The sequence below is a fragment of the Bacillus cereus group sp. Sample62 genome, assembly GCF_036851315.1.
Lineage (GTDB): Bacteria > Bacillota > Bacilli > Bacillales > Bacillaceae_G > Bacillus_A > Bacillus_A wiedmannii.
On the sequence record NZ_JAFLPK010000003.1, the window covers coordinates 12,346 to 38,374 of the forward strand.

The following is a 26,029-nucleotide window of genomic DNA, read 5'->3' on the forward strand; positions in this document are numbered from 1 at the left end:
TACAAAGATGAGAAACACAGCCAATACCATGAAATATGAGTATGTGCTTTCTTCCATTGTTTACACCGCCTTCTGTTCTTGTTCTTTCTTCAGTCGGTCTATGATGTAAGCTTGTCCTTTTGGTGTTACATATGTTGTTGTCCATGTGAAAGGCTCTCCACTTGGTTTCTGTTTAACACCTTGAGCGATTTCGAAGTATCCCTTTTCAACCGCCGCTTGAGTTGGTTCAGTAGAACGTTTGAACATTAACTCCCACTCTCTAAGCTTTGCGAATAACTGACGTTGCCCGATTTTGATATTGTGTTTTGCTGCTAACTTAGCAACTTCACTCACTTTTAGTGATTTATCTGACTGCATACACGCTTCAGCGAATGTTACGAGTGGTTGTTGCTGTACGATTTGTTGTTGTGCTGCTGCGAGCTTTTCTTTCTCTTCTTTTAATTTAGTAATAAGCCCAATTGCGAAGTCTGGATTGGCTACTACTTGTTCCAGGACTTGATCTGTCATGTATGCTCCGTGTTTTCTAATAGAAGGAAGTACTTCGCTTGTTACCCACTTTTTGAATGCTTTCGCTTGTGGTTTGCGACTTCTAAGTATTAGTGAGTAAAGACCCGATTCGTTGATAATCATTGGCTTTCTTCCTGAACCCGAATACTGTTCGTGTTTAGATTTTTCATCGTCATCTAAAGCTAACAACGCTTTGTTTGTATCGTTTAGTTCTAAAATGTCACAAACATCTTTCGCTAGAAACCAAACATCTTCACCTTGTACCACCGTTCGAACTTGCCCAAATTCTTCATTATTGAAAACTTGTAATTGATTCATTTTGTTTCCTCCGTTTCGTTAGTTGTCATTTCGACAACATTTTGAGCAAAAAAAAGTTCATTTATTGATACTCCAAGTGCATTTGCTAAGGTTGGTATCTTTTCAGCATCTAATCTTCTCTTGCCATTTTCTATAAAAGAAATAGCCGAAGCATGGCTGAAGTCAAGCTTCTTAGCTAGTTTTTCTTGTGTTATATTTTTTTGTTTGCGAATATCTCGGACTCTGTTTCCGAATGTCATATCCGCTTCACCTCCTGTCGTTGTCGTTTTGACAACTTCTTGATTTCATTATAGGTTGTCATTTCGTAAATGTAAACCCAATTTTGTCATTTTGTTAAAAATATTTTTACAGATAGTGAAAAGTTGTCAAAAAGTATATATACTGTAATTAAGCAAAAGTATTGAAATGCACAGCACATTTATAATGGGATATTATTTATAAAGGGGAATAAAAAAATTATGAACTTAAACGAAAGATTGAAAGCGTGTCGCGAAAAGAAAGGTTACACACAGACTTTCATCTCAGAAAAATTAGACGTAAATAAAGCAACTTTATCTAGTTATGAATCAGGAAGACGTAAACCTGACTACGAGACATTAACTAAATTAGCAGACATATATGAGGTTTCAGTTGATTACTTATTAGGAAGAGCTATGCATCAGAAGTTAACAGTTAAAGAAACAGAAGAGATAAGTAAAGAGACTAATGAATGGATGATACTGATCAACCAACTTTCAGAGGACAACAAAGAGTTATTTAAATCAACAATCCAAAGCTTTATATCTAAAAATAAAACTCCGTGAGACTAATAATTGTCTACGGAGTTTTATTTTACTTTTTTTCTGTATTTGATAATTCTAGTAGCATTTCACGGAGATGATCAATGTTTACCCCTTCTGTCTTCTCCATTAATAATAATTCAGATACTAAATTCTCCATAATACGTTGTCCCCCTCAAAATGTTTATGTATCAGCTTTTATAAGACTATTTTGGAAAGCATTTGACCATATGGTCGATTCGCTTCCATTCCCCTTAAATTAGAAATGACACTATCAATTGTTGATAGTGTCATTTCCTTTATCTATTAAATTCCCGTTGTGTTGCGACAAAATCAGCCGCCTGTCCCACCGGGATCAGCTTCCATATATAGTACAGGTTGTTCTGATTTAGCAACCTGTTGTGTTTCTTCTGTTTTTACTGCTGTAAAGGAAAAACAAGCTACAGCGGCAATCGCTAAAATCGATTTAATGACCTTTAATTTCAATCATTTCACCACCTTTATGTATGCCTTCATTATATCATTTCAAAGCCATTTTAGGTAGGGAAATATAGAAAAAATCACCTGTTTTTTCAAAATCTGCTATGGCCTCTTCAAAGAATGTTTTATCTCCTGTAGCAAGACCTTTGTAGTATTTTTGGAAAGGAGAAAGACTGCCATATTTCTTTTCTAACCCCTCTAAAATAATAATCGCCTCTTTCTCTTTGCCTATTTTTGCGTATAAATGTGCTTTTTCAGCTAAACTCGACGGGTTTATTTTATCAAGATTCTTTTCATGAACTATATTAAGAAAATCAAGCGTGTTTTTTATAAACCCTTTACGATTAAGAAGTTTTTTATTTGTAATGATTGGAAGAGTGGCGAAAGATTGTTCTAAAAAATAATGCGCCTTTTCATAATCCATCATATGCGTCTCGGCCAATGTACAATAAGCTAATGATTTCATACAATCATAAGGATTAGTTTCATCGTTTATAATTTCGAAACATAATTTCCTCGCAGTCTCTAAATCATTTCCTCTTTGTGCACTCATTGACTCCATTTCTTTTATTCGTAATGAATATGATTTTCTAATGGTATCTTTACTAACATCATCAATCATTGGTTTCAATTGATTTGTATATTGCGAAACCATTCGATAGTCACCGAAATTTAGTTGAGCATATATAAACGCAAACCCTGATAATATTTTAGCTTCGTTGTTAGATGTTTTAAAAGAATTCCTCATCTTGTCCGTCTCCATAAAAAAGTCATTATTAGATATCCTTCCAGACAGTCGCAGAGCAAGTAAATCATAAATAGATGCTATTTTCTTATTTATTCTTGCGTTTTTCGTAGTTTTATCTGAGTTTATTATTTTAGCGGTCAATTGTTTTTGTAATCCGTATTCGCCATACATATTCAAAACTTCCATGGCTACCCGTTCATTAACTGGCGTTAATTGTTCGAACATTTTTTTGACGCATTCTCTTCTATAGTTGATGTTATTCGGTTTATGCAACCTCAATGATTCTACAAAGTGCATAAAGTCAAATTCACTAGTCGCTTTAAAATAACTGTTCACAGTTGTGTGACTAACATCGAATCGTTTAGCTAATTTACGATTCGTGTACCCGTTACTCTTTAAATCCTCATGCATGTCACTTAATAAACTCTGCATTATTTGTCCTCCTCGTGGACAAAAAAGACACGTAAACCCCATTTTCTTACATAAAAGGAAAACGTGTCACTCTCACTCTAAGTTGTGTTATAATAAGTATGTACAAGATCCGCGACAATGTTCCCTAGGTGCTTAGGGGGCAGTGTAAGAGTGCGTCCAACACTACTTACACCGTGGGTCTTTTTTCACGTCCGTTTATTTTATTTGTTTTCATAATAACACAAATTTCCCAAAATTCGGTCATGGAGTTATCTGATAAATATTGAGAAAGTTGAGAAACCGCTTCGCATCAACGTTTCTCGAATTTTTAAAAATAAAATATGCAATTTTGCATGGAACGTATAAAAGACTTCACATGCATATTTTACCACCAATCTCTCAAAATGAGAACACTAGTTCTTATTTTTATTTTCACAAACAGAAACTACAACTACCATTTTAACATTAAAGGTAGTTAACCGCCCATAAATAGTAGTATAGTTGTTTAGTATTTATACTTTAAACTATGAGACACTTTGGACAGATTCTAAAAAAACTAAGGAAGTCACGTGGCTTAACTCAAGAGCAACTTTCCCACAAGTTAAACTTGAGCAGGAGCCAAATCAAGAACTGGGAAACTGATCGGTATCAACCGGATATAGACACTTTGGTTATTATCGCCTCCTTTTTCAATGTTTCAGTAGACGTGCTTATTGGCTTCAAGAGCGATTTTGAAGATGAACCACTACAAGAACTATTATCCAATGTTCAAACAACGTATACGGCGCTAAATGAACATCAGAGAGAACGTTTCTGTAAGCAAGTCTCCGCATTAATCGATATGCTTGAAGATAATCAAGATATATTCTGATTTAAATTCATTGTAGGGGAAATGTTTTCCATTGAACAGTGGTAAAATTTTACATAATATTACCATATTTGACAACGAGGGCTGCGGCTCTCTTTTTTTTATTTGCGTTCGACAAAATATGACAAAATGGTTGTAACTGAATTTGTTATAATCAGGTCAAAATCGTACATTTCATTCGGAGAGGATGCAATAATATGGGATTTAAATTCCGTAAAAGTATAAAGGTCGCTCCAGGAGTTAAAATAAATTTAAGTAGTAAGGGTGTTGGGATGAGTGTAGGAGGAAAAGGTGCTCGTGTTAGTGTAGGTCCATCTGGAACTAGACTTACATCATCAATTCCTGGCACTGGATTTTCCTATGAAAAACGTATCAGTAATAAAAAGAGGAAAGCTACCCAATCGAACTCTTCTCAACAATATCAACAACAATATTATCCTGGTACATGTGAAGTAACTCCTTTTCAAACGAAAGATAACAAATTAAATCATGGCGCTAGAAAGTTAATGATTCCATTTTTTATTCTTATGAGTATATTATCAGTTATTTTCTTTTTTCTAATGGAATTCTGGTATGCTATTCCCTTCGCACTTATAGCTTTCTTTTGCTACAAGAACATTAGAGTTCCTCAATCAGCAATCTGTCCGGCTTGTAACAAAGAAAACATCATGTTATTTAAGCATAAAAAGATTAAATGTTTGAAGTGTAGAAGTACTTTAATACTCAAGAAAGACTAAAAGATTATCAGTTTAATAAACACTAAGAAGTTATAGATTTAATAGTGAAGTGGTAATAGCACTCGAAAGAGTGCTTTTATTTTGTAGATTAATACATACATATTTGGGAGGACTACAAATGAAAATATCTAATAAAATGCTTATTTTAAGCGGTATAGGAATACTGATAATACTCTTTGTAAGGGGAATCTATAATAGTATCAATATGTTTGGAGATGCTGAATATGGACTTGGATATATTTTAGGTCAAGCGGTAGGAGGAACATTAGCATGGTTCAGTATTATCGTGTTTGTCGCATCTTTAATTTTTTTAATTATAGGCATTGTGAAAAAAATAAAAAAGACAGAATCCAGAAAATTGTTTATTAAATCAGCTGTTTCATTTGCAACGTCTGTTGCAGCGATCACTATACTTACAGGAATTAGTTTTGCAGTCGGGAGTATAGAAAGAGAGCATCAAGAAGCGGCCGAACAGAGAAAGAAAGATAATGAATATTTAATGGCTGCAGCTAACTTTTACAATGACATTGATTCATTTGAAATGTTTTCAACTTTAGTTTTATCTGGGTATTCCACTACATGGTCCGAAGCAATTACTAACCGAAAAGACTTTAATGTGGAATTAGTTTCTAAAAAAGTGGAATCTGAACCTATGATTAAACATGCTGATTTACTCCATACGGAAATGGGACAGCAACTAAAACTAGTTTCAGAGGCTTCTAAAGAACACCCAAAAGAATATAAAGAAGTGTATGAAGAATATAAAAGGATATATAGTATTATAACGGCGCTCAATGAACAAATGGCTTCACCAACTGGTAGCTTAATTTCATTTAATCAGAATGTTAATGCGTTAATTCAAGAGTATAAAAAGGCTCAAGGAAGTATTAAGGTAGCAATTACAGATGAAATTAAAAGTAAATCTGAACAAATCGAAGAATCCAGAACAAAAAAAGCTAATGAAACAAAAGTGAATAAAATATAAATTTTAACAACATTTCTCAATGTGTGAAACAACTTAACATGGTAAAATAATATTTGGATGGGAGTCCAATACATATTATTAAAATTAAAGTGGTTCAAGTCGGAGGAAGACACCTTAGGGTGTCTTTTCTTTATTAAAAAAACACGTCATTTTTTAAACGTGTTTTTCAGTAAAACGATATTTAATATAATCTATTCCTAAACTGGTCAATGAAACACTTACTGTTAAACTTAGTGCATAAAACATTAATTTCATACCTGTATAATCTAAAGATTTATTCACAATAAATAATACTAAAACAAATAGTATTGTAGATTTTATATATAGTTTAAGAAAATCAATTTTCATATCAGTCCCTCCTTCATATCTCATTAGAAATGCAAAAATCTTCAAATGAGTGTATAATATACATTAGACAGAGGTATGATTGCACTAGAACAGAGTGGTTGAGACACCCTGTTCTATGTAATACTCACTAATTAGTGAGTGAACGGAACATAACTAAAAGTAACTATCTTTAGCACTCTTAGCCACTCTACAGCTACGTTCATAGCTTGAGTGGTTTTTACATATGTAAAAATAGATAAATTCCGCGTTTTTTGTTCTATATATTCAACGAAAGGTTCAATTAAGTATCTTTTTTCTCAATATAAGAGTTCTAAATGCATGCTATAATTTTAATACAAATTCCCTTTTGTGCAATGAGATAGTAATACCCAATAATAAAGCCCACCTATTTCTGTAGGTGGGTCTCTTCAAATTCTTGAGCATCATGAAAACCTAAATTAAATGAATACAACGTTTCTAGTGTTTCTGAGGCTCCAATGTATTGTAAAATGTTCTCTATATCTTTATATGACTGAAAGTATAGTGTTTTTGCTTTTGGTATTTTCCCGTCAGTTTGTAATTTCTTCTTTTTAATCCCTAATTCATCAAACATAAATTTATTTAAATGTTCCAAGATATCTGTAGATCCATGAATACGTAAGCGAGGTCTAACATAAATTTTGTTGTTTTTTCGTTTCTCTTTCATTGTACCAAGGTCGTGTCGCATTAAAATATAAGTTTTCACGAATACTTCTTTATTAAACTCACCTTTAGGAAATGCTCTAGATTTTTCTTGTATCGGCGTCCACCCTAGTTCTTTTGCTTTTATGATAAATGGATGACCACTATTCATAGATGTGTACCATTCCACATACCCTTTATCTTCACGATATCTTGATCTTGTTTCTTTCCCGAAGAAATCAGCAAACTTCCTTACCATTACTTGTGACTTATGAGTAAATTGAAAATATCCTGCTGATTCATATCCATTACGCCAAACCATACCTAAAGCCTCTGAAAATGTATCTGTTTTAATAAAATCATCAATCCAATAATTTTCTATAAGATTATTAGTCATAAAATTTTCCCCTTAAATTTTATTATTCTAATCAATTGTAGAATAAAACATGTATAAAACAAATATTCAACTTATGAAATTTCACGTACTATATCTGAATGATAAAACCAAATTCGGAAATAGGGCCTAGTCTAACAGTTCCCCACCAAAATAAAACCCCCTAAATAGGAGGTTCAGAGTTAAATAGTTTATATAATAACTACTTTAAAGGACACACCAGTGCGCACTGCTACAAGAGCCTCTATAACTATTGCTTTAAAGAACAGACCAGGTAACACTTCAACATAAATAATAGAATGCTTTAAAGGGACAATGAGTGCGCATCTAACTTACAGTACAAAAAGTACCATAGTACAAGCACATAAACGAAGTATTCAACGTTCGTTAGTGAAATAAACAAATGTACAGTAACCACATATAACATGGCTTTAAAAGGACAGTTAGTGCGCACTATATTATTTGTTTTAACTTTCGTACATATGATTCAGAAATACCCATAATTTTTGCTATTTTACGTTGTGATAATTTTGGATTAGTTGTTAACAGTTCTTTTAATTGTTTAATTTTTTGATCTTTCTCGTTTGTTTTAGTTGTTTTGTGTTCTTCCCAACTAACAGAACCACGTTTTTCTCGTTTTCTCATTTTGTCTCTACGTTTAATTTCTTCAGAATCAATTAGCGTATCCATGACTTCAAGTTCTTTTTCTGTCAGTTTAATATCTAACTTCTTGAAAATAGTCTCTGTTTTCATTGGTTTTATTAAACCGTATGGTAATCCTTGTTTACTGAAGTTGTTGGCCGCAAACGCATCGAAAAACGCAATCGCATCTTTGTACGCATCTTTTGCCGTCCGTTCTATTTCTTTTCGTTTCTGTGGTTCTTTGAACTTATTGTTTAATTGAAATGTCATTTCTAACGTCGCTGTTTGGTTTTTAACGATTAAAGCCGTAGTGAAGGCATAAATGTATGTCATGTCGTGTCTATGCTCTATTTCGCCGTTTCTGAGCGTTACAATCTTCTCTAAATCGGATTTCCTTTTTGTGTTCAAACTATAAAGATTCATTACACCTTTTTGACTCGGAAGAGTTGAAATTGACCCTTTTTTACGTGTTGCGGTGCGTTTTGGTTGTCTCTTCTTCTCTAAAGGTGGCACATAGTCATATAACTCCTGTAAATCGTGCTCGCGTCTTGTCCAAATTTCAAGACCTATTTGCTTTCCGGTTTTGCTATGAGTCGTATATGGCATGCGTAAAACCCTTGAAAGGTCACTGCATGATCCATCGGCTCCTAATGGCATTAACATTTTTATGAAATGATTCGTTATGTATTGAGATAAAAACGCCATTTGCGGGGCAGCTCCGCCTTGTACAGTGTAAATCAGTTGCATTCCTCTTCCGTACATTACAAGGTTTGGACATGGTAACAATCCTTCAGCGATACAATCTTGTAAATTCTGAATCACGTATTCTTTTGAAATATCCAACTTATAAAAATCTAGATCCACACCAATATTTCTTATTTGCTTTAAATCTGTCGCTTTCCTACTTCCGAATGTGAAACTATTCAGAGATAGATAAAAGTCCTTATTTGAAGGGGTAGACATGTTTGAAAGAGTTTTAACATCGTTCGTGCCTATCCATAATTGCTTCTTCTCGCTACCGCTTAAATCTAAAACGGCTATATATCCGCTTTTTTTATGTTCTGATAGATAGCATTCATGCCATTCATCAATAAATGTTTCCTGTGATTGCCGTATAGCTAACACAAATAGACCTCCTTAGAGAATAAAAGGAAGCCACACAAGGATATAAAAGTATTTACCTTATTGATTAAATTTGATATCATAGAGACATAAATTAATTAACAACAGGGTATACACCTTGTGTAACTTATCAGAGAGTCTTAAATCCAAAGTTTGGTCGCGGAGGATTTAGGGCTCTTTCTCATTTATTCGATTAATTTCTACAACAATTGTAATACAAGTTTCATATAGTTACAAGGAGCAGGGAGATAAGCGCGAAGCTTGTCTTCTTTTTTATTGTCAAAAACTTTTAGGGAGGATTGTAGATTCTTAGCGAGAATGTTGCAATTAGGAACGGAAGGAGGAACGAATAAAAATGGATCAGGAACATTGGAACGGGGATCGTGACTCGTTAGAAAAGTCCTATTGGACAAAGGAAGTTGCTGAGACGCTCAGCATAAGTGACAGTTACTTACGTAAATGGTGTTTGGAACTCGAAAAGAACGGTTACAAGTTTATTAAAGTTAAAGACGGAAAGAACAGAGAGAACCGTGCTTTCACGGAACATGATCTATTGGCTTTGCGAAAGTTTCAATCTCTAATCGGGAACGCCGGAACGACACGTTCCATGGCTGCTAAAGTCATAGCAGAAGAATACAGTTTGGAAGATAGGAACGGCGGAACGGGGGCTGTTCCTACACCTCTTATCAGAGATAATGACCGTGACAAAGCCTTGAAGGAACTGAAAGAACTAGCTTTCAATGATTGGAAAGATGAATTGAAAGAACAACTTAGAGAAGAGGTTAAACAAGAGCTTAAAGAAGAAATGAAGCAGCAGATGAAAAAAGCGATTCAGATAGCAGAGGAACGTCTTGGGGAACGACTGAAAGGCCATGACGAGTTACTTATGAAGACGATTCGCGAACAACAGGAAACGAAGAAGCTAATAGCAGCTACACAAGAGAAGAAAAAATGGTGGCAGTTTTGGATTAAATGAGACTGCTGCTGTTTCTTTTTTCAGCCATTCTTCATATCTTCATTGATTAATCATTGGTTGATTTTATGTGTTTTGGTATTTTTCGTTGTAAACGTACATAAGTATCTGTTAGAATCAAAAATATCAATGATTAACCATTGGTTTTGAAAGGGGAATGTATATGTTATTAGGAAATCCATATGCGATTGACTTAGGAAATGGCTTTACAAAGCGTGCTTCAAAGAAAAATAAAGACCTAGAAGCAGCTGTTGTTACAGAATTATCGGTGTTAGCACCTGTAGATGATTACTACAATGAGGCTGAGTTTACAAAAATCGAATTAACAAACACTGACTTCCCTTATTACATAGGAGAAGAAGCTAGAAAATCTAAGCTTCCACTAGTTCGTGCTCTTGGAGAGAATAAAGCAAAGCGTTATGAGGATCCAACGTTTAAGAAACAACTATTCGGATTCATTGCAAAAGACTTCAAAAAGAACGTTACTATTCCGTTACTTGTTACTGGTCTTCCGGTATCTCATTTCGGGAATCAACGTGAGTCATTACAAAAAGTAGCTATGGAAGAGACTGCTGTTAAAGTAAATGGCGAATTAATCACTATTAAAGTCAAACAATGCTTAGTGATTCCGCAGCCCGTGGGCACTCAATATTACTTAGTGAAGAAAGAGATCATTAAGAAAGAAGATCGAATCTTAATTATCGATGGTGGTTTTGGTACTTTTGACGTGACAGATATGAGCGGTAATGCTGTTATTGATCGATTAGGAACTGAATTAGGATGCGAGAAAGCATTCATGACTATTGAACAAATCGTTCGTGATAACATCGGTGAAACACCTGATTTAAGCGTTTCTAACATGCACTATATCCTTGAGAATGGTTATAAGTATAACGGTTCATTATATGACTTATACACTCACAAAGACGTAGCAGAGAAAGTTGATGCTGAATTACAACGTCATTTTGATGCAGCGCTTCGTGAAGTTTCTCAAAAGTTCAATTTAGCTGTATACGATAAAATCGTTTGGACTGGTGGAATGGCTGCACTTCATAAAAAGCGTATCGAAAAGAAAAAAGAGCAATTCCCAACATTTGCGGTTCTAGAAAATGGTCAAGAAGCTAACCTATTAGGATACTACTATTTAGGATGTGATGTCTTTGACAAACTTACAAAAGAAAAAGCTTCAAATTGAGCTTAACCCTAACAATGATAAGGTCCTTTATAACTTTGTAACTCGATTAGAGGAACAAGGGAAAGGGCAAAAAGGCTACGTAAATAAGCAGATTAAAAAACGACTAGAAATGTACCAGGTACTTGCTGAAGTTGCTGGTGAAGAAGATCCGCTTCAGTTAGTTAAGAAGTTGCTAATCAATATAAATACTCATGGCATACAGAACGATGCAGGAGAAGATGAAAAACCATCTGAAGCAGCTGTTGATAATGCTATGGATTTGCTGGACAGTTTAGGTAACTGGTAAATAATTATGTAAAGAAAATATCTCTTCTCCCTCTCTCTCGTTGCTTTTTCGTGGAATAACGGAATTATGGAAAAGTGTCCCTGAGATAAAAGAGAGGGAAGAGGTGGATTTTCGAAAGAGGGGAGCTTCATGAGTGTAATCAACCCTATGTTCGAACCTCGAAAACAATCTACTACAATAACAAACCAACAACCTCGTAAAACTCGTTGTGATAAAAAGAAAGACGTAAAAATCCCCGTAACTGAAATACAAAGACAACTAATAAGATCCTCAGCATTCCAAGAAGGAATAACCACTACACAATACATGTCTAAATTAATTACAGAACACCTCAGAATTGATTATATAAGCGAAATACATGCATACGAATATAAAGACACTAAAAAGTACATCCATGCGAAATTGGAGCAGGAAACACATTCTAAGCTTGTCCAATTAGCAATTGAATGGGGAGTTTCGCAAAGAGCTGCAGCAACACGTATTTTATGCTTTGCATTACGCACTATGTGAGAGGTGACAGCATGTATAGTAAATACGATGTTATGACGAAAGAGATACAACTTATGAGCGCAAATAATTGGTGGGAACGAACTAAGATTGAATGGAAATTAAAAGAGAAGTACCGATTTGAAGTGAAGATGCTCAAAATTTACTTATTCCGCATGAATATTATTATCGAAGATATGGAAGAGGAAGATTATGAATGTAACGCTAGTGATCTAGCCGAGATACTTGTGGAAGACTTCCTTGAGCACATACGCTCTAAAAATAGTATGGAGCAGCTGTATCAAATCTTAGAAAGCAAGAAACACTATACGGATTATGAATTAGAATTCAATGAAAACGATGAGCGATACGGAACAATTGATGTGAAAATTGATAGAAGGACATTGAGAAGAATTGAAGTATTTTTCTCTGATATGGCTCATTCATTTCCGCTACATGGTTATACAGCTGATAAACTAATTAACATTTTAATGTGCGACTATATGAAGTTTTATGCCGAAGAGCCGGGAAAGAAGCTATCCTTACTGAAAAGAAGATTTTCATAATACTTAGAATTCCTATTTTCGGGATGTTTAAAAAATGAAATCTTTGACCACTCTTGTACTAAGAACTTAAAACAGGAGTGATAAAATGGGATGGCTTATTTCTGGCAAAGGAAGAAAGTCAAAGCTCTCCAATTTTCTGGAGAAAAACAAAATTACTCAGCAGGAATTAGCGGAAAGAAGTGGAGTTAGTAAATCTACAATTAGTCGTGTATGCCAAGGTGATAAATTCTCCCCGACTATGAAGAACGCACAAAAGATTATAAAGGCATTAAAGAAGTTATCAAATAAAGATGTTCATTACGATGATTTTTGGATGTAAATAAAAAAAGAGGGATTCCCCAAACGTGGGGAATCCCTCTTTTACCCTACTTCACATACACGTAGGCTTCATTTGCAGTAATATAGTACGTTTCACCTTTACTATTGTGCACTTTATATTGCAGTGAACCATTAACACTTACTTTTGCATCAATTGTAAATCCTAATCCTGTATCTACAGAACCCACAACATCTTTATCCTGCCAAGAAGGAGCATCGTAGAATCGTAAATTATCAACTTTTGAAACAACACGCTTCCCTACAATAGAAGAATCTACTGTGCTTTTTTTACTGAATTTCACATAAGATGGGTCGTTTTTAACCCATTGTTCACCGCCGAGATTTAACCAACCATCTTTTTCAGCCCATACAACATAAGTTTCTGGTTTGTTTAACTGACGAATCTTAGAATAGCTTGTACCAGGTCCTTTACGTAAATTCACGTTGTAACCTTCAATATAAGCAATACCATCTGTTACAGCCGTTGGAACTTCCGCTGGTTTAGATGGCTTCTCTGGTACAGAAACATCTACACTAGAATTATTGTATGCTCGTTGTACATCTGCTCTAAACTGAGCTTCTGAAACACCATGAGACTTTAAGTAATTAAGTGGGTCTTCATGATCTGTACCGCCAAGGTATTTCGTTACATCGTAGTGAGTCCATAATCCTTTTTCTACTGATAATCCACGGTCACGTAAGATTTTAGCTAATAATTTAACGTATTTATCATAGCTACGTTTAAATTTTTCGTAATCTCTCGTTTCGCATAATTCCACATGAACAAATCGTTTATTTGCTCCTGGTCCAGCTCCATAAGCAATGTATTTGGTATCCGCAATTTGGATTGTTTCATTCCAATCAACTGCGTAATGTACAAATGCAGAACGCCATGTACGAGATTCATATTTTTGAATATTAATAGCCGGGGCTTCTGGAGTTGCTGTACTATGCGCCACAACGCCTTCATATGCACCTACGCCATAGCGGTATGACTGCTTTGGTAAATCAGGAATAATAAGTGTTCTATCAGCAAAAGCCCCTGTAGCAAAACTTAACAGGAGCAATAGAGTCATAAATACAGAGGAAGCTAGTTTGATTGATTTTTTCATTTAACATCTTCTCCTTTTTCTTCGTGATCTGTCCAAATACCTAGTGAGACACCTACTGCAAATACATAGGGAAGCAATTCTTCAAGGAAGTTCTTTGCTTCAGGCATTCCGAATTTAGTAAATAAAAATCCAACCAATGAAAAAATCGCAACCCAGGTACGCCAGTTGCGGAATCGTTTTTTGATATTCTCTTTTGACATATTACATGCCGCCTTTCATTAGTAATCCCAATAACCCAGCTACAATTGCCCCTATAATAATTCGTAGAATCCAAGTGGTATTGGCGCTGATTTTTTCGAGCTGCTTATTAATATTTACAATATCTTTCTCATTGACTGTAGTACGCGTTTCTAGTTTACGAATATCTCGCTGCATATCTTTCTGGTCTAATTTAATTTGTTGGATCTCTTGCTTTAACTCTTGAATTTCTTGCATTGGTTCAGCTCCTTTTTTCGAAATAAAAAGGACATTTTCATGTCCCTACTTAAAAAAACTAACATCCATACCGAATATATCTGCAATATCACTCTCGCTACGGTCTGACAAATACGATTCAGTTGTTGATACATCACTATGATTAGCTAGAGATTTTAGTTTTTCTAGCGGTATGCCTTGTTCTCTAAGATTATCAAGCCTAGAATGGCGAAAAGCATGAGGGTTAACTGTAATAACTTTCCCTTCTCTTTTGCTTAACATTCCGGCTAAGATTTCGCACCAGTAATTAAAGGCACTCTTATTGACTGCTCGTTTTTCACCATTTCTATATGTTCTCACAAATAGCTGATTGATACTGTCTGTGCCTCTATCTTCAAGGTACTTCGAAATTAAAATTCTAGTTCGCTCGTTATAATATAACCTGAACTTCTTACTTCTTTTCCCGACTACAGTATTTGTGTAATATCGTTCTGTTAATCCCTCTTTTAATACTTGGTGCACTTCATTCTTTCTTGCTGCACTGTAATAAGAAATTGCTAGATAAACAGCAATAAGCGTTTGATTTTTCTTATCTAGTTCATCAAGTAACCATTCAATCTGCTCTTCTTTTAAAAATGTAATTTCTCGAACTGGATTTTTAGGTAAACCTTTTACTCTTGAACCGATATTAAACTCGTATTCATAATCATCATCGTCAGCACAAAATTCTAACGAGGACCGTAATGCACTCATTAATCCATTAACGCGAGCATTGGACATGTCCATCTCTTGGAATACGATACAAAGATTACGAATATCTTTTCTGGTCAATTCTGTAATTTGCTTATTATCAAAATGCTGATAAATTAAAAACAAGATGATTCTTAAATCCCACTCATATTGTTTTAAAGTGCTTTTTGCCTTACCTTGTGCTTTCTTTTCAATCAGGAAGTCTCTAATTAGGTTTTTATTATCTGAGTTAACGTATTTCTCATAAATTTCAGGATCTACAATTCGTTTCACTACAACCACCTCCTGAGAAAAATAAAAAAAGCATGCCACTGCATACTTTTTATTAAAAGCCGTATTTTATTACAACTAACTGGTTATCTAGATAAGTACGTATATTGTTTCAAAGAGAATAGCCCATAAACCTAACGATAGTACACCACCATAAATCAAACCTTTACCGAAATTCGTTTGTTCCATCATACTATCCACCTCTTTGTATATGTTTGTTTACAGATTATATTAGGTTTGTTAATTCTCAATGACTTCTGTGTGAATTTAATATTAATCTTATTTAGTTAGTTCCTCTAAATCTAATGCTATTAATATTTTTTTTACATCCTCACGAAGTAGAGCTGGAACCTGATCTATTGTTTTATATCCCTTTGTAATTAGAGTTGCGTAAACTGCTGCCATGTACTAAACACTCTCCTTTAATAACTTGTCGATAATTTCTGTTATCGCTAACTGAACCTCGGTAATTTCTTTTTCCATTTGTTTTAACAACTCTTGAGTCGTCGGAGGCTCTGGTGGGATTATTGGAGAATCTGCTCCTACCCACAATCCTTGCTCTTTTTTGAAAATAATCGGCTCGTATAATCCATCCGAAGGTGCTATCCATGTAGCGTTTTCCGGTAGTATATCTTCTTCTACAAAAACAGGGCCTACATACTTAAATTGTTCATCATACAAATAAGCTTGTTTCATCCTCATCCCTCCCTTACATATCAATCATGATATATCCATCCATTTGGGTTACCTTACTTCCCATCGGATATACAAAACACTCGCCGTTATAAGCGATATTACAACCGCTTATAGTGTGCCCTTCTGCTGAAACTGAGTGGATTATCTGATTAAAGGTAACGGTCATACCATTAGGGCTGTAATCTGATGGTAAAGTTGTGAATTTCGTTCGAGTTGTCACCCCTGCCGCAAGCGAAATATCAAATTTAATATGGAAAACTTTTTTGTTTCCGCGTCTTACTAATCGATATTCTACAGAGCCACCAAATCCATTTACTAACGTTCCTTTGATCCAACCAGAGTCAAAAACATTTTCGTATTTCCTCCAGCCAACCCATCCTCCTGATGTTGAATAGTAATTTGAATGATGATATCCTTCTGTATCAATCCCAGTAACAGTTATTGCCGTTGGTTTACGACTAGCATCATTCGCTGTGACATGGATAATACCTCTCGTATTTTGTGGCGGAGAGTTTTGGGCCCCTAGAGTCGCGAATGTATAATAACCAACCTTTAAATTTTTCACCTTTTCATAAAAGTCCTCTGTCCCTGTAACTACAATCGATGGAGATCCGTCTGCTAATGTAAATTTATTTAACTTTGATTTATCGTCTTTTCCTAAAAAACCATTTTTATAACTCGTAGCTTCTGTATGAGCGTCTTCACCAGCTCCCACATGTTCCTTCATAACACGATAAATTTTCCCGACTGCATCTACTAATTTTGTAAGGTTAGTAACCATATATGCGTCCATCTCCTGCCCCGAAACGTAGGATCTTGATTTTCCGAGTGCTTGTATCTATCGAAAAGATATCCCATGCATCCTCGTTAGAATTTCCTTCTTCTCGATATGGCGTTTCTCCAGGATGACTATTGTCACAAAGGCTATTCAAACTTTGTATGCAATTAATTCCTTCAAAATTCATTTGACTATCACGATGTAAATGACCGCTGACAAATGCGATGATTGTTCCTGGTCCTTGACTTGTAAAATCAACATTTACATTTGCAACAACATCCGTTTCTCCGCCAAGCTTTTGAAATTTCGTTCCAGTTTTGAACGCTTTTAAAATACCTAATAATAAATCACCATTAATTTGCCTAAATGTAGCGAACGAGCCATTAATAGGTGCATGGCTGAAGAGAATAACCTGCCATTCATTACTAGGCAGTTTTAGAGCTGTATTACCTAACCAATTTAGTTGTTCGTTTTGGAATCCAGATATATCTATTGTTGGGTATTTATTTTTACCGTTCGAGTCAGCTACATAAGGTAAATCGAATGAATTCAAACCGATCACTCTGATTTTATGTTTCTCGTAATCTTTATAAAAATAAAGAGAGGAACCTTTTCTTTTTTCACCATATAAGCATGTTGTGGTGTGATATAACTTTTGTAGTTCCTCGTCCGTAATTACTTCATCTAATGTATTCTTCCCTGATTGACTACTATAATAGCTGCAATCTTCATGGTTTCCCTTTAAAAGAAATACATCGCAATTTGATCTAGTTAATAGAAGCGACGCTACATCACCATTATGTTTCATTCCATGTGCCTTTGTAGTATTCCCATTAACATTATCACCACCGGCTATAATAGCATCCAGATGTACCAACTTAGACATTTCAGCAATGTATTTATAGTGCCCTAAAGAACTAAAAGCGTAGGGCGTATCTTCATAATGATTATCAGTAAGGAAACCTATATTTAGCGTATCCTCAAAAAGTGGCACCATTGACGCCATATCAACTAACGTTTGTCTAAATACTTCAGGTATATTATTCTTCACTTCAAACATCGTATCTGTGTTTATAATATCGATAATGTCTATCCGTTCAATAGCAGAACTCTCATAGGCTATGAGAGCCAGTTGTGCAACTTTTGTAACATCATTTGCCATAATGTTCGAGCTCCTTTCCAAGTATTTCATCGACTTCTCTCATTACTCCAGTATCAATTACTGTGGAGGCTTCTATTCTTTTCCCTACTGTATTATGAGCGATTCCCTTTTCATCTGTACGAGCATCAACTACTTCAAGATTACTATCGCCCCCACCCTCTAAGATAAGATTATCTATACGAGTAGATTGTATTTCTAAGGTAGTTTGAAGTTTTTCGTCCTGCGCCTCTGTTCTTTGTTTTACTGTTTGATTTATTCCTTTGAGTGCGTTTTCCGTTAACATTGCATTATCGTTAGTTGTATTCTTTAAATCCCTACCAAAAGCATTATCCTTAATACGTCGTAGGATAATATCCAATTCGATTCACCTCTATCCCTTAATAAAATTCGTTTTTTAATAGTTTGTATTACCCTTCTAACCACACGCGAAACACACGTGCATATGCTTTCTTTCCCGCTACTTTGTTTCTCATTCGTAAATAAAAGCTTTTGAGTTCCCCATTTGGAACGCCTAAATCATACACAAGCTCTACATCATCGTTAGACGGTGGCGCAGAAGTCTGCGTGGATGAAATCTTACTCATGATTTGTTGACCGCTATCGCTTGAAACCATTGCGAGTTCAACCTCTCCACCAGCTTCGGTGAAAATTTGTGCCTTTAATTTTACATATCTTGTTTTATGTTCAAACGTGTAAAATTGGCAACTATCTAAGACGTCATGTGTAGACGTTAACCACCAACCATCTTCTACAACGTTTATCCCACGGAACGGAGGATAATGTCCTGCAATATCAAATCCATACTGTATAGCACCACCAATGATTGTCGCGAAACCATCCTCACGTTCAGCACGAAAAAGACCCCGATGACAATCGACGCCTCCTGCACCAATATGGACGTATCTATTTTTATCAGTAGGATCTATATACCAGACTCCAGTATTATCAGCAAACGTTTCTGTATTCATGTATAAACGTTTTAAAGCAAGGTTTAAATTTCCACCATCATCCATAAGTTGCTGTATTTGTCTCTGTGTCTGTTGAAATTGAACCATAATCTGACTTCTTGTTTTCAATTCCTTAAAAGAAGACAATTCAACAATCGGACTAAATGTTTTATCAGTTGGATCATCCACCATTTCTACTATCCTAATCTCGATAGAAATGTCAGCCTCTTCATAAAACATATATACATAATCTCCATAATCGAATTCATGTAAAGGTAGACCGTTTTCTATAAGGTTTGCAATAGATACATTAAATTTAGTCTCTGGAACATCATTTATTTCTTCTTTTAACCTTTGCAACATTGTTTCTTTCGAGTTAAATCGCTCATCCTCAACAGGTTTTTGATCTATAACTCCGTATACTTTTGCTAATGGCGAAGTATATTCCACCATAAATTCTTCTTTTGTTGGCTGCTCTCCAGGTTTGTTAGAAGGTATCTCTTTGCTCCCGTATCCACGTATATAAGTAGCAAAGTTATTCATATTGGTCTCTTCTCCGAACGTTTTTAAATTATGCCCATATCGGAACTGAGCGTCAGTTTCTTTGCCAATCTGATTTTTAAATGTAATGGTTTTACTTTTATTATCTATTGAAAACTCAGCCTTATAACGGTTTAATGCTGTTTGTAATAGAGAAAGTCTTGAATCTCTTCCGAAATTCTCAAAACGTGTCGCTTCAAATGCGCCTTGATTTATATATTTCCAACCAGAATCTTTAAAAATAAAATCCATACATTGTTTAAAATTTGTGTATCCGTCAAGTTTGTCATATTGATATTTCATAAAATCATCAAAAAATATGTGAAGACACGATATTGTTTTTCCGTTATGTCCTGTTTTATTAATTCCTAATATGATATATTCGTCACCATATTTATCTTCAATCTTAGCTCTTTTATCTAGCAACTTATAAGAGTGAGCAACATTTTGAGTATTATATTGAAAAAAAGAAAGAGAGTGTTCCCCATTCACTCTCCTCTTCCTTCTAACATCTTTATAATCTGTTAATAATTCTTTTTGTCCATTAATTCCAGTAACTACGAGCATAATCATCCATCCTTATGAGAAATAATAAAACCTAAAATCAAATTCAATTTTAAAATCACCTGTTGCACCAGTTAACACAAAGTCATTCCATCCAGGATTTAACGTGATTAATCCCCAATTCGTATTTTTAAAAATACTTCCTAGCACATTTCGATATGCTTTGACACCATCTAAAGTAATAACATCTCGCTCTGTTGTTGTCACACCTGCGTAACTCCAAAGGTCACCAGTAGTAACATTTTTTATAGATAGATTGTTAGACTTACCTTTGTACTTTATTTTCAAACCCATAGATTTCGGATCAATGGTAACATTACCGGCATTGTAGATACGGAAAGATGTTGTGTTATGAATATACTTTGTATCCTCCGCCATTAAACCTTGACCTATTTGCCACAATTCTGAATCAAATGTAAAAGAATCTAGTGTTGTTCCAATCGATTCGCAAAATGGAGAGGCTGATTTAAAAGTAATGTCAAAAACTCCGTAAGACCCATTTCCTTTTGGTTCTATTTCATATCTTGACGCTACTCTTACTTTCCATCGTTTTCCTGGTTCCCTATTGGTAGTTATATAGAAAGGTTCTTGTGATGCAAACAAACGAAATATTTCATCTCTAAATAAATAAAAGTCGTAAATATCTCTCGAACGAAAGAATATTCGCGACTTTATGTTATCTTGAGCTTCAAAACTTCCTCCAGGTAAATCAATATCACCATGACGGCCAGGTATCTTTTCGTATTGTGCATTAAATATTGGAGAAGATGGTAAGAACATAAGAACTTTTATGTCATTATTTGAAGACATAAAAAACTCCTGCCCGTTAGATTTTGCAATAGTTAGTGTTTGTTCACTCATACTTTCACCCCTTGCACGAATAAATCAGTACTAAATTGATTCCCCTGTAATAAATCCAATGGCGATAATAAGACTTCTGCTAACGCCCTATCATTAATAACAATTTGCAATGGCTTTTTTTGAACCAATTCATAATTATTCGGTGTATATGACTTACTTGATTGACCCGAAACAGTCGAAAAACTCGGAATATTACTATCTACTTCAGATGGTTGATTTAAAACATGTTTAATATCTTTGCTTACATTAATACCACTAGGATAACCTTCATTAAACGAACTCATTATGTTCGAAAGAGAGTTTTGATTAAACCCTTTTCTTAACGAATTGTAAGCTGAATAAGCTAGTTTCACACTTTCCTTTTCAACATTCCGTGTGCTTTGAGCAATACCGACCTCAAAGCCTTCTCCAAATGGTTTACCTGCGCCATCACGTACAAGTCTTGATGGTGAGTTAATATTTAGTGTTGATTTCATAGCTTCAAATGCACCTTGTGCTAATCCAGACGCTACTCTAGAAATGTATGAACCTTTTCCACTCATACCTGAAGCGAATCCCTCTGCGAAGCTTTCACCTACACCATTTGCACTCACACTTCCCATACCTGATTTGCCAGACTCAGCTACATTTTTACCACTTGCACTAGCTTGTCCTTTTGTATTTTCGAGTCCTTGGGAAAACTCGCCACCGCCTTTTTGACCATGCGGGGTACCATTGATAGTGTTGAATCCTCCATGAGCCGAAGCTACTGCTTCAAGGGCGCTCCCTCTAATGACACCATTTTGATTAACAATTCCACTCGCTACTCCTTGTCCACCTTGAGTTCCGGCTGGATTACCATTAATAGTATTAAAAGCACCGTGAGCACTAGCTACAACTTGTAATGCACTACCTCTGATGTATCCATCCTGGCTAATGATCCCTTGACCTAATTCACTACCGCTTTTACTACCGCCGCCACCATCAGTGGTACTTCCCATAATTCCCTGCACGGCTTGTTTCTTTCCTGTCGCCGCATTTTCTGGAGCTGTATTATTAGTAATACCATTTGCTTGTGTTTGACTTATATCAAATCCAACTTGGGTTAAATCTAACTTTGCACCATTTTGAATTAATGCAGCGATAGCTTTAGCCGCTACTTCAGCGTTGATTGAGCCATTTTGCATTCCTTGGACAAGCGTCTGCACATTAAATTGTCCTGCTGCTCCAAGGTCAACTTGAACATTGCTTTTAATATCTAACCCCATAGTCTGTGCGACCTGAGGTAAAGATAATGCTCCAATCTGCATCCCATTAATTAACGTTTGAATGTTGTTTTGTCCCTCTTGTGTAGCATCAACTTTCACACCATTTTTAACATTCTGTTGGAAGAACTGAAATACCGTATCAAAAGATAACGTTCCGTTTTGAAGTCCTGTTATCCACGAATCCATTGTCATTTTTCCGTAGATTCCAAGATCGATAGTTGTATCACCTTGCATATTCTTGTTTAGAAATTCTCTTACTTGACTGGTATCTTTCGTTTTAATACCATCAATCCATTTTTGCATGGATTCAATACCACTTTGAGAAAGATCTACTTTATAAACATCTTTTAATTTATTGACATTTGCAGTTGCTACTGCGTTACTATCTATTTCGCCTTTTTTCATCTTGTCGAGGAAAGTATCAATCGTAAATTGTCCTGCTGGCCCTAAATCAATTTTCATTTTCCCGTCTATTTCTCTTGCCATAGATTCAGCTAATAGTCGAGAAGATTCTGTTCCTTTCTGCAGCTCTCCAACATACATCCCTATACTTTCAATCTTCGAATTACCATATTGTAATTCGAATGCTAATAATTTATCTTTATGCTCTTTTTCAGCTTTTTCTTGTTCACTATTGAAACGATTAGAAACCTCTTCATATGTTTCTTTTCCGAAAAGATAGGCTTTTGTTTTCTCTGCCCATCCTTTCTTTTCTGCTTCAATTTTATTAGCATTTGCAAATACAAGCGAGGCATCTTCAGCCTTTAAATGTTCCTCTAATTTTTTAAATCCATCACCGCGTATGGCTTGTAAACTTGATACGTGTTCTGCTTCATACAAAGCAATTGCATCTAATGTAGCTTTCCTTTCTTCAGGTTTTATTTCGCCCATTTTGAAAGCTTTTTCTACATTTTCACGCCAACCCTTAGTTTGCTTTTCTAATGATTTAACACCATCATCATAAACCTTTATAATACTTTCGAATCGTTTTCTACCTGCATCTACTGATAACATGCCACCAGATTCGATTTCTTTTGAGATGGATGTAATTTCTTTTGCTTTCGAATAAAACTGTTGAACATTTTTATCTGCTACCTGTAAAGCTTGATCAAACTTTTGGGCAAAGTCTTTTGGCATTTTCATGGTATCTCCTTGATACCTTTTTATGCCTTCTTCTAAAATAGATTCAGCCTGTGTAGCTACTTCGATTTCTTTATTAATAGATTCAATTACATTATTTTTCACTTGCTCTAATGTTTTTTGAGCGCCCTCTGGAACAGAACCCATTAACTGACTAAACATTTTATTGAATTCGCTTTTCTTTCCTTCTAATTCTTTGATGACTTCATTTGTCATACGTTGGAAAGCCTTGATAGTTTCATCAGCAGCTTTATTTGCTTCTGCGCCTGTTTTTAGTTTTAAATCAATCATGCTATTAATAGCTTTATCTTTTAAATCTATATACGCACCCGCAGCTTTTTTTGTCCCTTCACTTACTCTCCCACCGAATTTAGCAGTTTCTTCACTTGCGTTTTGCGATTCGTTAATAAAATATCCAATAGCTGCCGTTGCACCAGCTATACCTAACACCGTTAAACCTACAGGGCCTGTTAATGCGGTAAATGCCGTCCCTAATATCGCTACAACTCCACCAGCACTTGCGATAGAAGTTGTTAATATGCCAACACCAGCTATAACTCCGCCTATCCCTGCTAATATCGTAGCTCCTACTGCTGCTATAGCTGTAAGTCCGAATATCACTCCGGCACTAATAGAAATGAACTTTTGTACACTAGGTGATAGATTATTAAACCCATCTACCAGAAATTGAAGACCACCAACCATTGTGCTAACAACTGGCATTAAAGCATCGCCAATCGTCTTTTTCATAGTATCGAATGCACCACCTAATTGTTCAATGCGCCCCTTCATTGTGTTCATCTTCGTTTCAGCTGTCTCTAAGGCTGTGGTTTTAGACATCTCGCTGTACATGTTATTTACGCCTTTAGCGCCTTCATTGAACAAAATTGTGGCTCCACGAACTGCATCGGAACCAAATAACGTTTCGAGTGCCATACTGCGCTGTTGATCTGTTAAATCTTTCATAGATTCATTAAGAGTTCCAGATATATTTTCTAAACTTTCAATATGGCCTTCTTGATCATAGAATTTAGATGACAAAAAAGCTGAACTTGTTGCTAGTTCACGGAAGGTCGTATCGCATTTATCATTCCATTTTGTTACACCTTCTGTTTTCATTACATATTTTTCTAAAGCAACCTCTATATCCCCCACGTTTCTGGAAGCTGGTTGAATACCGTTTCTTACTAAGAAATCAAATCCGGCTTGTGCATTATATGTGATTAAACCTAAATCCTTCATCTTGTTGTACGCTTCTTTAGTTGATGGATTTAATCTCATAAGCATAGTTTTCAATGAAGTACCTGCATCAGAACCTTTTAACCCATTCTGAGCAAATACAGCTAAAGCTGTTGCAGTATCTTTAAATGTCATACCTGCCCCAGCTGCAACTGCTGCGGAAGCTGAAAGACCATACTTTAATTCATGCACATCAGTAGCCGAGGCATTAGCTGCACCCGCAAGTAAGTTTGCGGCATCGGTAACACTCAATCCATCCTTTTTAAATGCATTTAGAGCAGTTGAAGCAATTTCAGCAGCTTCACCAAGTTCTAGTTCTCCTGCTGAAGCTAAATTTAGCGCCCCTTCAAGCCCGCCATTTATAATATCAGTTAGCGAAACCCCAGCTTTTATTAATTCTTCAATCCCTTTTCCAGCTTCTACTGATGAATATTTCGTGTCTTCACCATACTTAACTGCCAGTTTAGATAGAGTCTCCATTTCAGTTCCAGTTGCGCCTGATACAGCTTTTATGTTAGCCATCTGTTGTTCAAAATTCATTGATTCCTGAACAGCAGATTTCAATCCGCGCCCCATTGCATAAGCCATACCGCCAAATACTAATCCAATTTGCATACCAGCATTTTGCAAATTGTTCCCCATTGTTTCCAGATGTCTACCGGTATTCATCATTCTATTACTTTGTTCATCGAGATGCCTGTTCGCTTGTTGTAGTTCTGTCTCGAATCTATTTAATTCAGTGGTCGCCCGATGCAATTGTTCCGCGTACCGTTGCGTAGATTGACTAGTGGCTCCCTCAGCTTGTTGTGAACGATTGTAGGCATCACTTAACTGCTGTACTTTCTGTCTCTGGGTATCAACCATTCTATTTAAAACGTCAACCTTCGCATGTGCTTGTTCGGATCTATTCGCAAATCCACCCATACCTGTACTTACCGATTGAAGTTCAGCTTGTAACGCCTTCATCGTATTAGAAAGCTTATCAATACCCTTTTGATCTGCTTGCCTGTTTACTTGTTTCAATTCATTTTCAAATCTATTTAAATCAGCTACGGCTCGGTTGACCTGTGCTGCATATCTCTGAGTAGCTGCATCATTTTCACCAAGTTTAGCTTTGTTTTGATCGTAAGCAGCTCTTAAACTTTTAACTTTTTCTTTTTGAGCCTCAATAATACGATTTAGTACATCAACCTTCGCTCTAGTCTGATCGCTTGCATTTGCGAATCCACCCATACCTGTACTTACTGATTTCAATTCGTTTTGTAATGTTTTTACCGCACGACCGGAAGTAGCGATACCTTGTCGAAAATCAACATTATCTAAGGAAAGCCTAACGACTAAATTATTTATTTCATTTGCCAACACCTCACCTCCTTAAAATATCTGGTCGATGTATGCAAATTGTTTTTCTGTTTGTTTATTCGCTTTCTTTCTGACCAGGCGTAAATAATATATGATGTCCATTTCGTCTATTTCGTTTAACTTA

The 26,029-nt window shown here is 35.6% G+C and carries 29 protein-coding genes; 10 read left to right on the top strand and 19 right to left on the bottom strand.

Annotated features, from left to right (window positions below; all coding sequences use genetic code 11):
* Window positions 1-60 precede the first annotated feature (60 nt).
* Window positions 61-825, bottom strand: coding sequence for a phage antirepressor (locus J0835_RS28770; RefSeq protein ID WP_333728204.1), 765 nt, complete (start codon window positions 823-825; stop codon window positions 61-63).
* Window positions 822-1,064: a helix-turn-helix domain-containing protein gene (locus tag J0835_RS28775; RefSeq protein WP_242250164.1), complete on the bottom strand. Its 243-nt coding sequence runs from the start codon at window positions 1,062-1,064 to the stop codon at window positions 822-824. The genes J0835_RS28770 and J0835_RS28775 overlap by 4 nt, the downstream gene beginning before the upstream one ends.
* Before the next feature lie 219 nt (window positions 1,065-1,283).
* Between J0835_RS28775 and J0835_RS28780 the strand changes: the two genes are divergently transcribed.
* Complete coding sequence (locus J0835_RS28780; protein WP_242250165.1) at window positions 1,284-1,628, top strand: helix-turn-helix domain-containing protein; 345 nt, start codon at window positions 1,284-1,286, stop codon at window positions 1,626-1,628.
* Between the two features lie 309 nt (window positions 1,629-1,937).
* On the opposite strand, the gene J0835_RS28785 is transcribed toward J0835_RS28780, so the two are convergent.
* Complete coding sequence (locus J0835_RS28785; protein WP_000770087.1) at window positions 1,938-2,090, bottom strand: hypothetical protein; 153 nt, start codon at window positions 2,088-2,090, stop codon at window positions 1,938-1,940.
* A 34-nt stretch (window positions 2,091-2,124) separates the two neighbouring features.
* A complete protein-coding gene (locus J0835_RS28790) occupies window positions 2,125-3,264 on the bottom strand; it encodes an AimR family lysis-lysogeny pheromone receptor (RefSeq protein WP_242250166.1) in 1,140 nt (379 codons plus the stop codon).
* A gap of 505 nt (window positions 3,265-3,769) precedes the next feature.
* Here J0835_RS28790 and J0835_RS28795 point away from each other — a divergent pair.
* The 3 genes from J0835_RS28795 (at window position 3,770) to J0835_RS28805 (ending at window position 5,833) form a co-directional block, all read left to right on the top strand.
* Window positions 3,770-4,114 (top strand): helix-turn-helix domain-containing protein, encoded by a 345-nt coding sequence (locus J0835_RS28795; protein ID WP_242250167.1) that lies wholly within the window; start codon window positions 3,770-3,772, stop codon window positions 4,112-4,114.
* Window positions 4,115-4,308: 194 nt separating this feature from the next.
* Window positions 4,309-4,848 (top strand): DUF4236 domain-containing protein, encoded by a 540-nt coding sequence (locus J0835_RS28800; RefSeq protein ID WP_000505892.1) that lies wholly within the window; start codon window positions 4,309-4,311, stop codon window positions 4,846-4,848.
* Between the two features lie 118 nt (window positions 4,849-4,966).
* Window positions 4,967-5,833 (top strand): hypothetical protein, encoded by an 867-nt coding sequence (locus tag J0835_RS28805; RefSeq protein WP_000703675.1) that lies wholly within the window; start codon window positions 4,967-4,969, stop codon window positions 5,831-5,833.
* A 153-nt stretch (window positions 5,834-5,986) separates the two neighbouring features.
* On the opposite strand, the gene J0835_RS28810 is transcribed toward J0835_RS28805, so the two are convergent.
* The 3 genes from J0835_RS28810 to J0835_RS28820 all read right to left on the bottom strand — a co-directional run bounded on the left by J0835_RS28810 (window position 5,987) and on the right by J0835_RS28820 (window position 9,002).
* Window positions 5,987-6,181 (bottom strand): hypothetical protein, encoded by a 195-nt coding sequence (locus tag J0835_RS28810; protein ID WP_000686778.1) that lies wholly within the window; start codon window positions 6,179-6,181, stop codon window positions 5,987-5,989.
* Between the two features lie 385 nt (window positions 6,182-6,566).
* Complete coding sequence (locus tag J0835_RS28815) at window positions 6,567-7,238, bottom strand: hypothetical protein (RefSeq protein ID WP_000183779.1); 672 nt, start codon at window positions 7,236-7,238, stop codon at window positions 6,567-6,569.
* Between the two features lie 450 nt (window positions 7,239-7,688).
* Window positions 7,689-9,002, bottom strand: a complete 1,314-nt coding sequence (locus J0835_RS28820) for a hypothetical protein (RefSeq protein ID WP_000879774.1) — start codon at window positions 9,000-9,002, stop codon at window positions 7,689-7,691.
* 352 nt (window positions 9,003-9,354) lie between these two features.
* On the opposite strand from J0835_RS28820, the gene J0835_RS28825 reads away from it, so the two are divergent.
* From J0835_RS28825 to J0835_RS28850, 6 genes are all read left to right on the top strand, one after another.
* On the top strand, window positions 9,355-9,975 hold the full coding sequence (locus J0835_RS28825; RefSeq protein ID WP_000371782.1) for a DUF3967 domain-containing protein: 621 nt from the start codon (window positions 9,355-9,357) through the stop codon (window positions 9,973-9,975).
* A 160-nt stretch (window positions 9,976-10,135) separates the two neighbouring features.
* Window positions 10,136-11,167: a ParM/StbA family protein gene (locus J0835_RS28830; protein WP_000924190.1), complete on the top strand. Its 1,032-nt coding sequence runs from the start codon at window positions 10,136-10,138 to the stop codon at window positions 11,165-11,167.
* Window positions 11,127-11,453 (top strand): hypothetical protein, encoded by a 327-nt coding sequence (locus tag J0835_RS28835; protein ID WP_033656254.1) that lies wholly within the window; start codon window positions 11,127-11,129, stop codon window positions 11,451-11,453. Before J0835_RS28830 ends, J0835_RS28835 begins: the two co-directional genes overlap by 41 nt.
* Window positions 11,454-11,582: 129 nt before the next feature.
* Complete coding sequence (locus J0835_RS28840) at window positions 11,583-11,963, top strand: hypothetical protein (protein WP_000111443.1); 381 nt, start codon at window positions 11,583-11,585, stop codon at window positions 11,961-11,963.
* An 11-nt stretch (window positions 11,964-11,974) separates the two neighbouring features.
* On the top strand, window positions 11,975-12,505 hold the full coding sequence (locus tag J0835_RS28845) for a hypothetical protein (RefSeq protein WP_000287076.1): 531 nt from the start codon (window positions 11,975-11,977) through the stop codon (window positions 12,503-12,505).
* Window positions 12,506-12,590: 85 nt separating this feature from the next.
* On the top strand, window positions 12,591-12,824 hold the full coding sequence (locus J0835_RS28850; RefSeq protein ID WP_000539767.1) for a helix-turn-helix transcriptional regulator: 234 nt from the start codon (window positions 12,591-12,593) through the stop codon (window positions 12,822-12,824).
* A gap of 46 nt (window positions 12,825-12,870) precedes the next feature.
* On the opposite strand, the gene J0835_RS28855 is transcribed toward J0835_RS28850, so the two are convergent.
* The 12 genes from J0835_RS28855 to J0835_RS28910 all read right to left on the bottom strand — a co-directional run bounded on the left by J0835_RS28855 (window position 12,871) and on the right by J0835_RS28910 (window position 25,905).
* The gene (locus J0835_RS28855; RefSeq protein WP_000748221.1) at window positions 12,871-13,935 is read right to left on the bottom strand and encodes an N-acetylmuramoyl-L-alanine amidase; all 1,065 of its coding nucleotides are present in this window, start codon (window positions 13,933-13,935) and stop codon (window positions 12,871-12,873) included.
* Window positions 13,932-14,135 carry a hypothetical protein gene (locus J0835_RS28860; RefSeq protein ID WP_242250168.1) on the bottom strand — a complete coding sequence of 68 codons (204 nt, stop codon included), beginning with the start codon at window positions 14,133-14,135 and terminating at the stop codon, window positions 13,932-13,934. The genes J0835_RS28855 and J0835_RS28860 overlap by 4 nt, the downstream gene beginning before the upstream one ends.
* A gap of 1 nt (window position 14,136) precedes the next feature.
* Window positions 14,137-14,370 (bottom strand): hemolysin XhlA family protein, encoded by a 234-nt coding sequence (locus J0835_RS28865; RefSeq protein ID WP_242250169.1) that lies wholly within the window; start codon window positions 14,368-14,370, stop codon window positions 14,137-14,139.
* A gap of 45 nt (window positions 14,371-14,415) precedes the next feature.
* Window positions 14,416-15,372 (bottom strand): tyrosine-type recombinase/integrase, encoded by a 957-nt coding sequence (locus tag J0835_RS28870; protein ID WP_242250170.1) that lies wholly within the window; start codon window positions 15,370-15,372, stop codon window positions 14,416-14,418.
* Between the two features lie 276 nt (window positions 15,373-15,648).
* On the bottom strand, window positions 15,649-15,774 hold the full coding sequence (locus J0835_RS28875) for a CD1375 family protein (protein ID WP_254913138.1): 126 nt from the start codon (window positions 15,772-15,774) through the stop codon (window positions 15,649-15,651).
* 3 nt (window positions 15,775-15,777) lie between these two features.
* Window positions 15,778-16,065 carry a hypothetical protein gene (locus tag J0835_RS28880; RefSeq protein ID WP_242250171.1) on the bottom strand — a complete coding sequence of 96 codons (288 nt, stop codon included), beginning with the start codon at window positions 16,063-16,065 and terminating at the stop codon, window positions 15,778-15,780.
* A 13-nt stretch (window positions 16,066-16,078) separates the two neighbouring features.
* Window positions 16,079-16,846, bottom strand: a complete 768-nt coding sequence (locus J0835_RS28885; protein ID WP_087983589.1) for a hypothetical protein — start codon at window positions 16,844-16,846, stop codon at window positions 16,079-16,081.
* Complete coding sequence (locus tag J0835_RS28890) at window positions 16,836-18,005, bottom strand: metallophosphoesterase family protein (protein WP_333728205.1); 1,170 nt, start codon at window positions 18,003-18,005, stop codon at window positions 16,836-16,838. The genes J0835_RS28885 and J0835_RS28890 overlap by 11 nt, the downstream gene beginning before the upstream one ends.
* Window positions 17,995-18,363, bottom strand: coding sequence for a hypothetical protein (locus J0835_RS28895; RefSeq protein ID WP_087983585.1), 369 nt, complete (start codon window positions 18,361-18,363; stop codon window positions 17,995-17,997). The genes J0835_RS28890 and J0835_RS28895 overlap by 11 nt, the downstream gene beginning before the upstream one ends.
* Before the next feature lie 49 nt (window positions 18,364-18,412).
* Window positions 18,413-20,059: a phage tail protein gene (locus J0835_RS28900; protein ID WP_242250173.1), complete on the bottom strand. Its 1,647-nt coding sequence runs from the start codon at window positions 20,057-20,059 to the stop codon at window positions 18,413-18,415.
* Between the two features lie 12 nt (window positions 20,060-20,071).
* Window positions 20,072-20,917, bottom strand: a complete 846-nt coding sequence (locus J0835_RS28905; protein WP_242250174.1) for a phage tail family protein — start codon at window positions 20,915-20,917, stop codon at window positions 20,072-20,074.
* Entirely contained in the window at window positions 20,914-25,905 is a 4,992-nt protein-coding gene (locus tag J0835_RS28910) for a phage tail tape measure protein (RefSeq protein ID WP_242250175.1), read from the bottom strand. The genes J0835_RS28905 and J0835_RS28910 overlap by 4 nt, the downstream gene beginning before the upstream one ends.
* Between the last annotated feature and the right edge of the window lie 124 nt (window positions 25,906-26,029).

Excerpts from the sequence above, each read along its gene's own strand:
- J0835_RS28770 (WP_333728204.1), bottom strand. The coding sequence starts at position 825 with ATGAATCAATTACAAGTTTTCAATAATGAAGAATTTGGGCAAGTTCGA.
- J0835_RS28775 (WP_242250164.1), bottom strand. The coding sequence starts at position 1,064 with ATGACATTCGGAAACAGAGTCCGAGATATTCGCAAACAAAAAAATATA.
- J0835_RS28780 (WP_242250165.1), top strand. The coding sequence starts at position 1,284 with ATGAACTTAAACGAAAGATTGAAAGCGTGTCGCGAAAAGAAAGGTTAC.
- J0835_RS28790 (WP_242250166.1), bottom strand. The coding sequence starts at position 3,264 with ATGCAGAGTTTATTAAGTGACATGCATGAGGATTTAAAGAGTAACGGG.
- J0835_RS28795 (WP_242250167.1), top strand. The coding sequence starts at position 3,770 with ATGAGACACTTTGGACAGATTCTAAAAAAACTAAGGAAGTCACGTGGC.
- J0835_RS28800 (WP_000505892.1), top strand. The coding sequence starts at position 4,309 with ATGGGATTTAAATTCCGTAAAAGTATAAAGGTCGCTCCAGGAGTTAAA.
- J0835_RS28805 (WP_000703675.1), top strand. The coding sequence starts at position 4,967 with ATGAAAATATCTAATAAAATGCTTATTTTAAGCGGTATAGGAATACTG.
- J0835_RS28810 (WP_000686778.1), bottom strand. The coding sequence starts at position 6,181 with ATGAAAATTGATTTTCTTAAACTATATATAAAATCTACAATACTATTT.
- J0835_RS28815 (WP_000183779.1), bottom strand. The coding sequence starts at position 7,238 with ATGACTAATAATCTTATAGAAAATTATTGGATTGATGATTTTATTAAA.
- J0835_RS28825 (WP_000371782.1), top strand. The coding sequence starts at position 9,355 with ATGGATCAGGAACATTGGAACGGGGATCGTGACTCGTTAGAAAAGTCC.
- J0835_RS28830 (WP_000924190.1), top strand. The coding sequence starts at position 10,136 with ATGTTATTAGGAAATCCATATGCGATTGACTTAGGAAATGGCTTTACA.
- J0835_RS28835 (WP_033656254.1), top strand. The coding sequence starts at position 11,127 with ATGTCTTTGACAAACTTACAAAAGAAAAAGCTTCAAATTGAGCTTAAC.
- J0835_RS28840 (WP_000111443.1), top strand. The coding sequence starts at position 11,583 with ATGAGTGTAATCAACCCTATGTTCGAACCTCGAAAACAATCTACTACA.
- J0835_RS28845 (WP_000287076.1), top strand. The coding sequence starts at position 11,975 with ATGTATAGTAAATACGATGTTATGACGAAAGAGATACAACTTATGAGC.
- J0835_RS28850 (WP_000539767.1), top strand. The coding sequence starts at position 12,591 with ATGGGATGGCTTATTTCTGGCAAAGGAAGAAAGTCAAAGCTCTCCAAT.
- J0835_RS28855 (WP_000748221.1), bottom strand. The coding sequence starts at position 13,935 with ATGAAAAAATCAATCAAACTAGCTTCCTCTGTATTTATGACTCTATTG.
- J0835_RS28860 (WP_242250168.1), bottom strand. The coding sequence starts at position 14,135 with ATGTCAAAAGAGAATATCAAAAAACGATTCCGCAACTGGCGTACCTGG.
- J0835_RS28865 (WP_242250169.1), bottom strand. The coding sequence starts at position 14,370 with ATGCAAGAAATTCAAGAGTTAAAGCAAGAGATCCAACAAATTAAATTA.
- J0835_RS28875 (WP_254913138.1), bottom strand. The coding sequence starts at position 15,774 with ATGGCAGCAGTTTACGCAACTCTAATTACAAAGGGATATAAAACAATA.
- J0835_RS28880 (WP_242250171.1), bottom strand. The coding sequence starts at position 16,065 with ATGAAACAAGCTTATTTGTATGATGAACAATTTAAGTATGTAGGCCCT.
- J0835_RS28885 (WP_087983589.1), bottom strand. The coding sequence starts at position 16,846 with ATGGTTACTAACCTTACAAAATTAGTAGATGCAGTCGGGAAAATTTAT.
- J0835_RS28890 (WP_333728205.1), bottom strand. The coding sequence starts at position 18,005 with ATGGCAAATGATGTTACAAAAGTTGCACAACTGGCTCTCATAGCCTAT.
- J0835_RS28900 (WP_242250173.1), bottom strand. The coding sequence starts at position 20,059 with ATGCTCGTAGTTACTGGAATTAATGGACAAAAAGAATTATTAACAGAT.
- J0835_RS28905 (WP_242250174.1), bottom strand. The coding sequence starts at position 20,917 with ATGAGTGAACAAACACTAACTATTGCAAAATCTAACGGGCAGGAGTTT.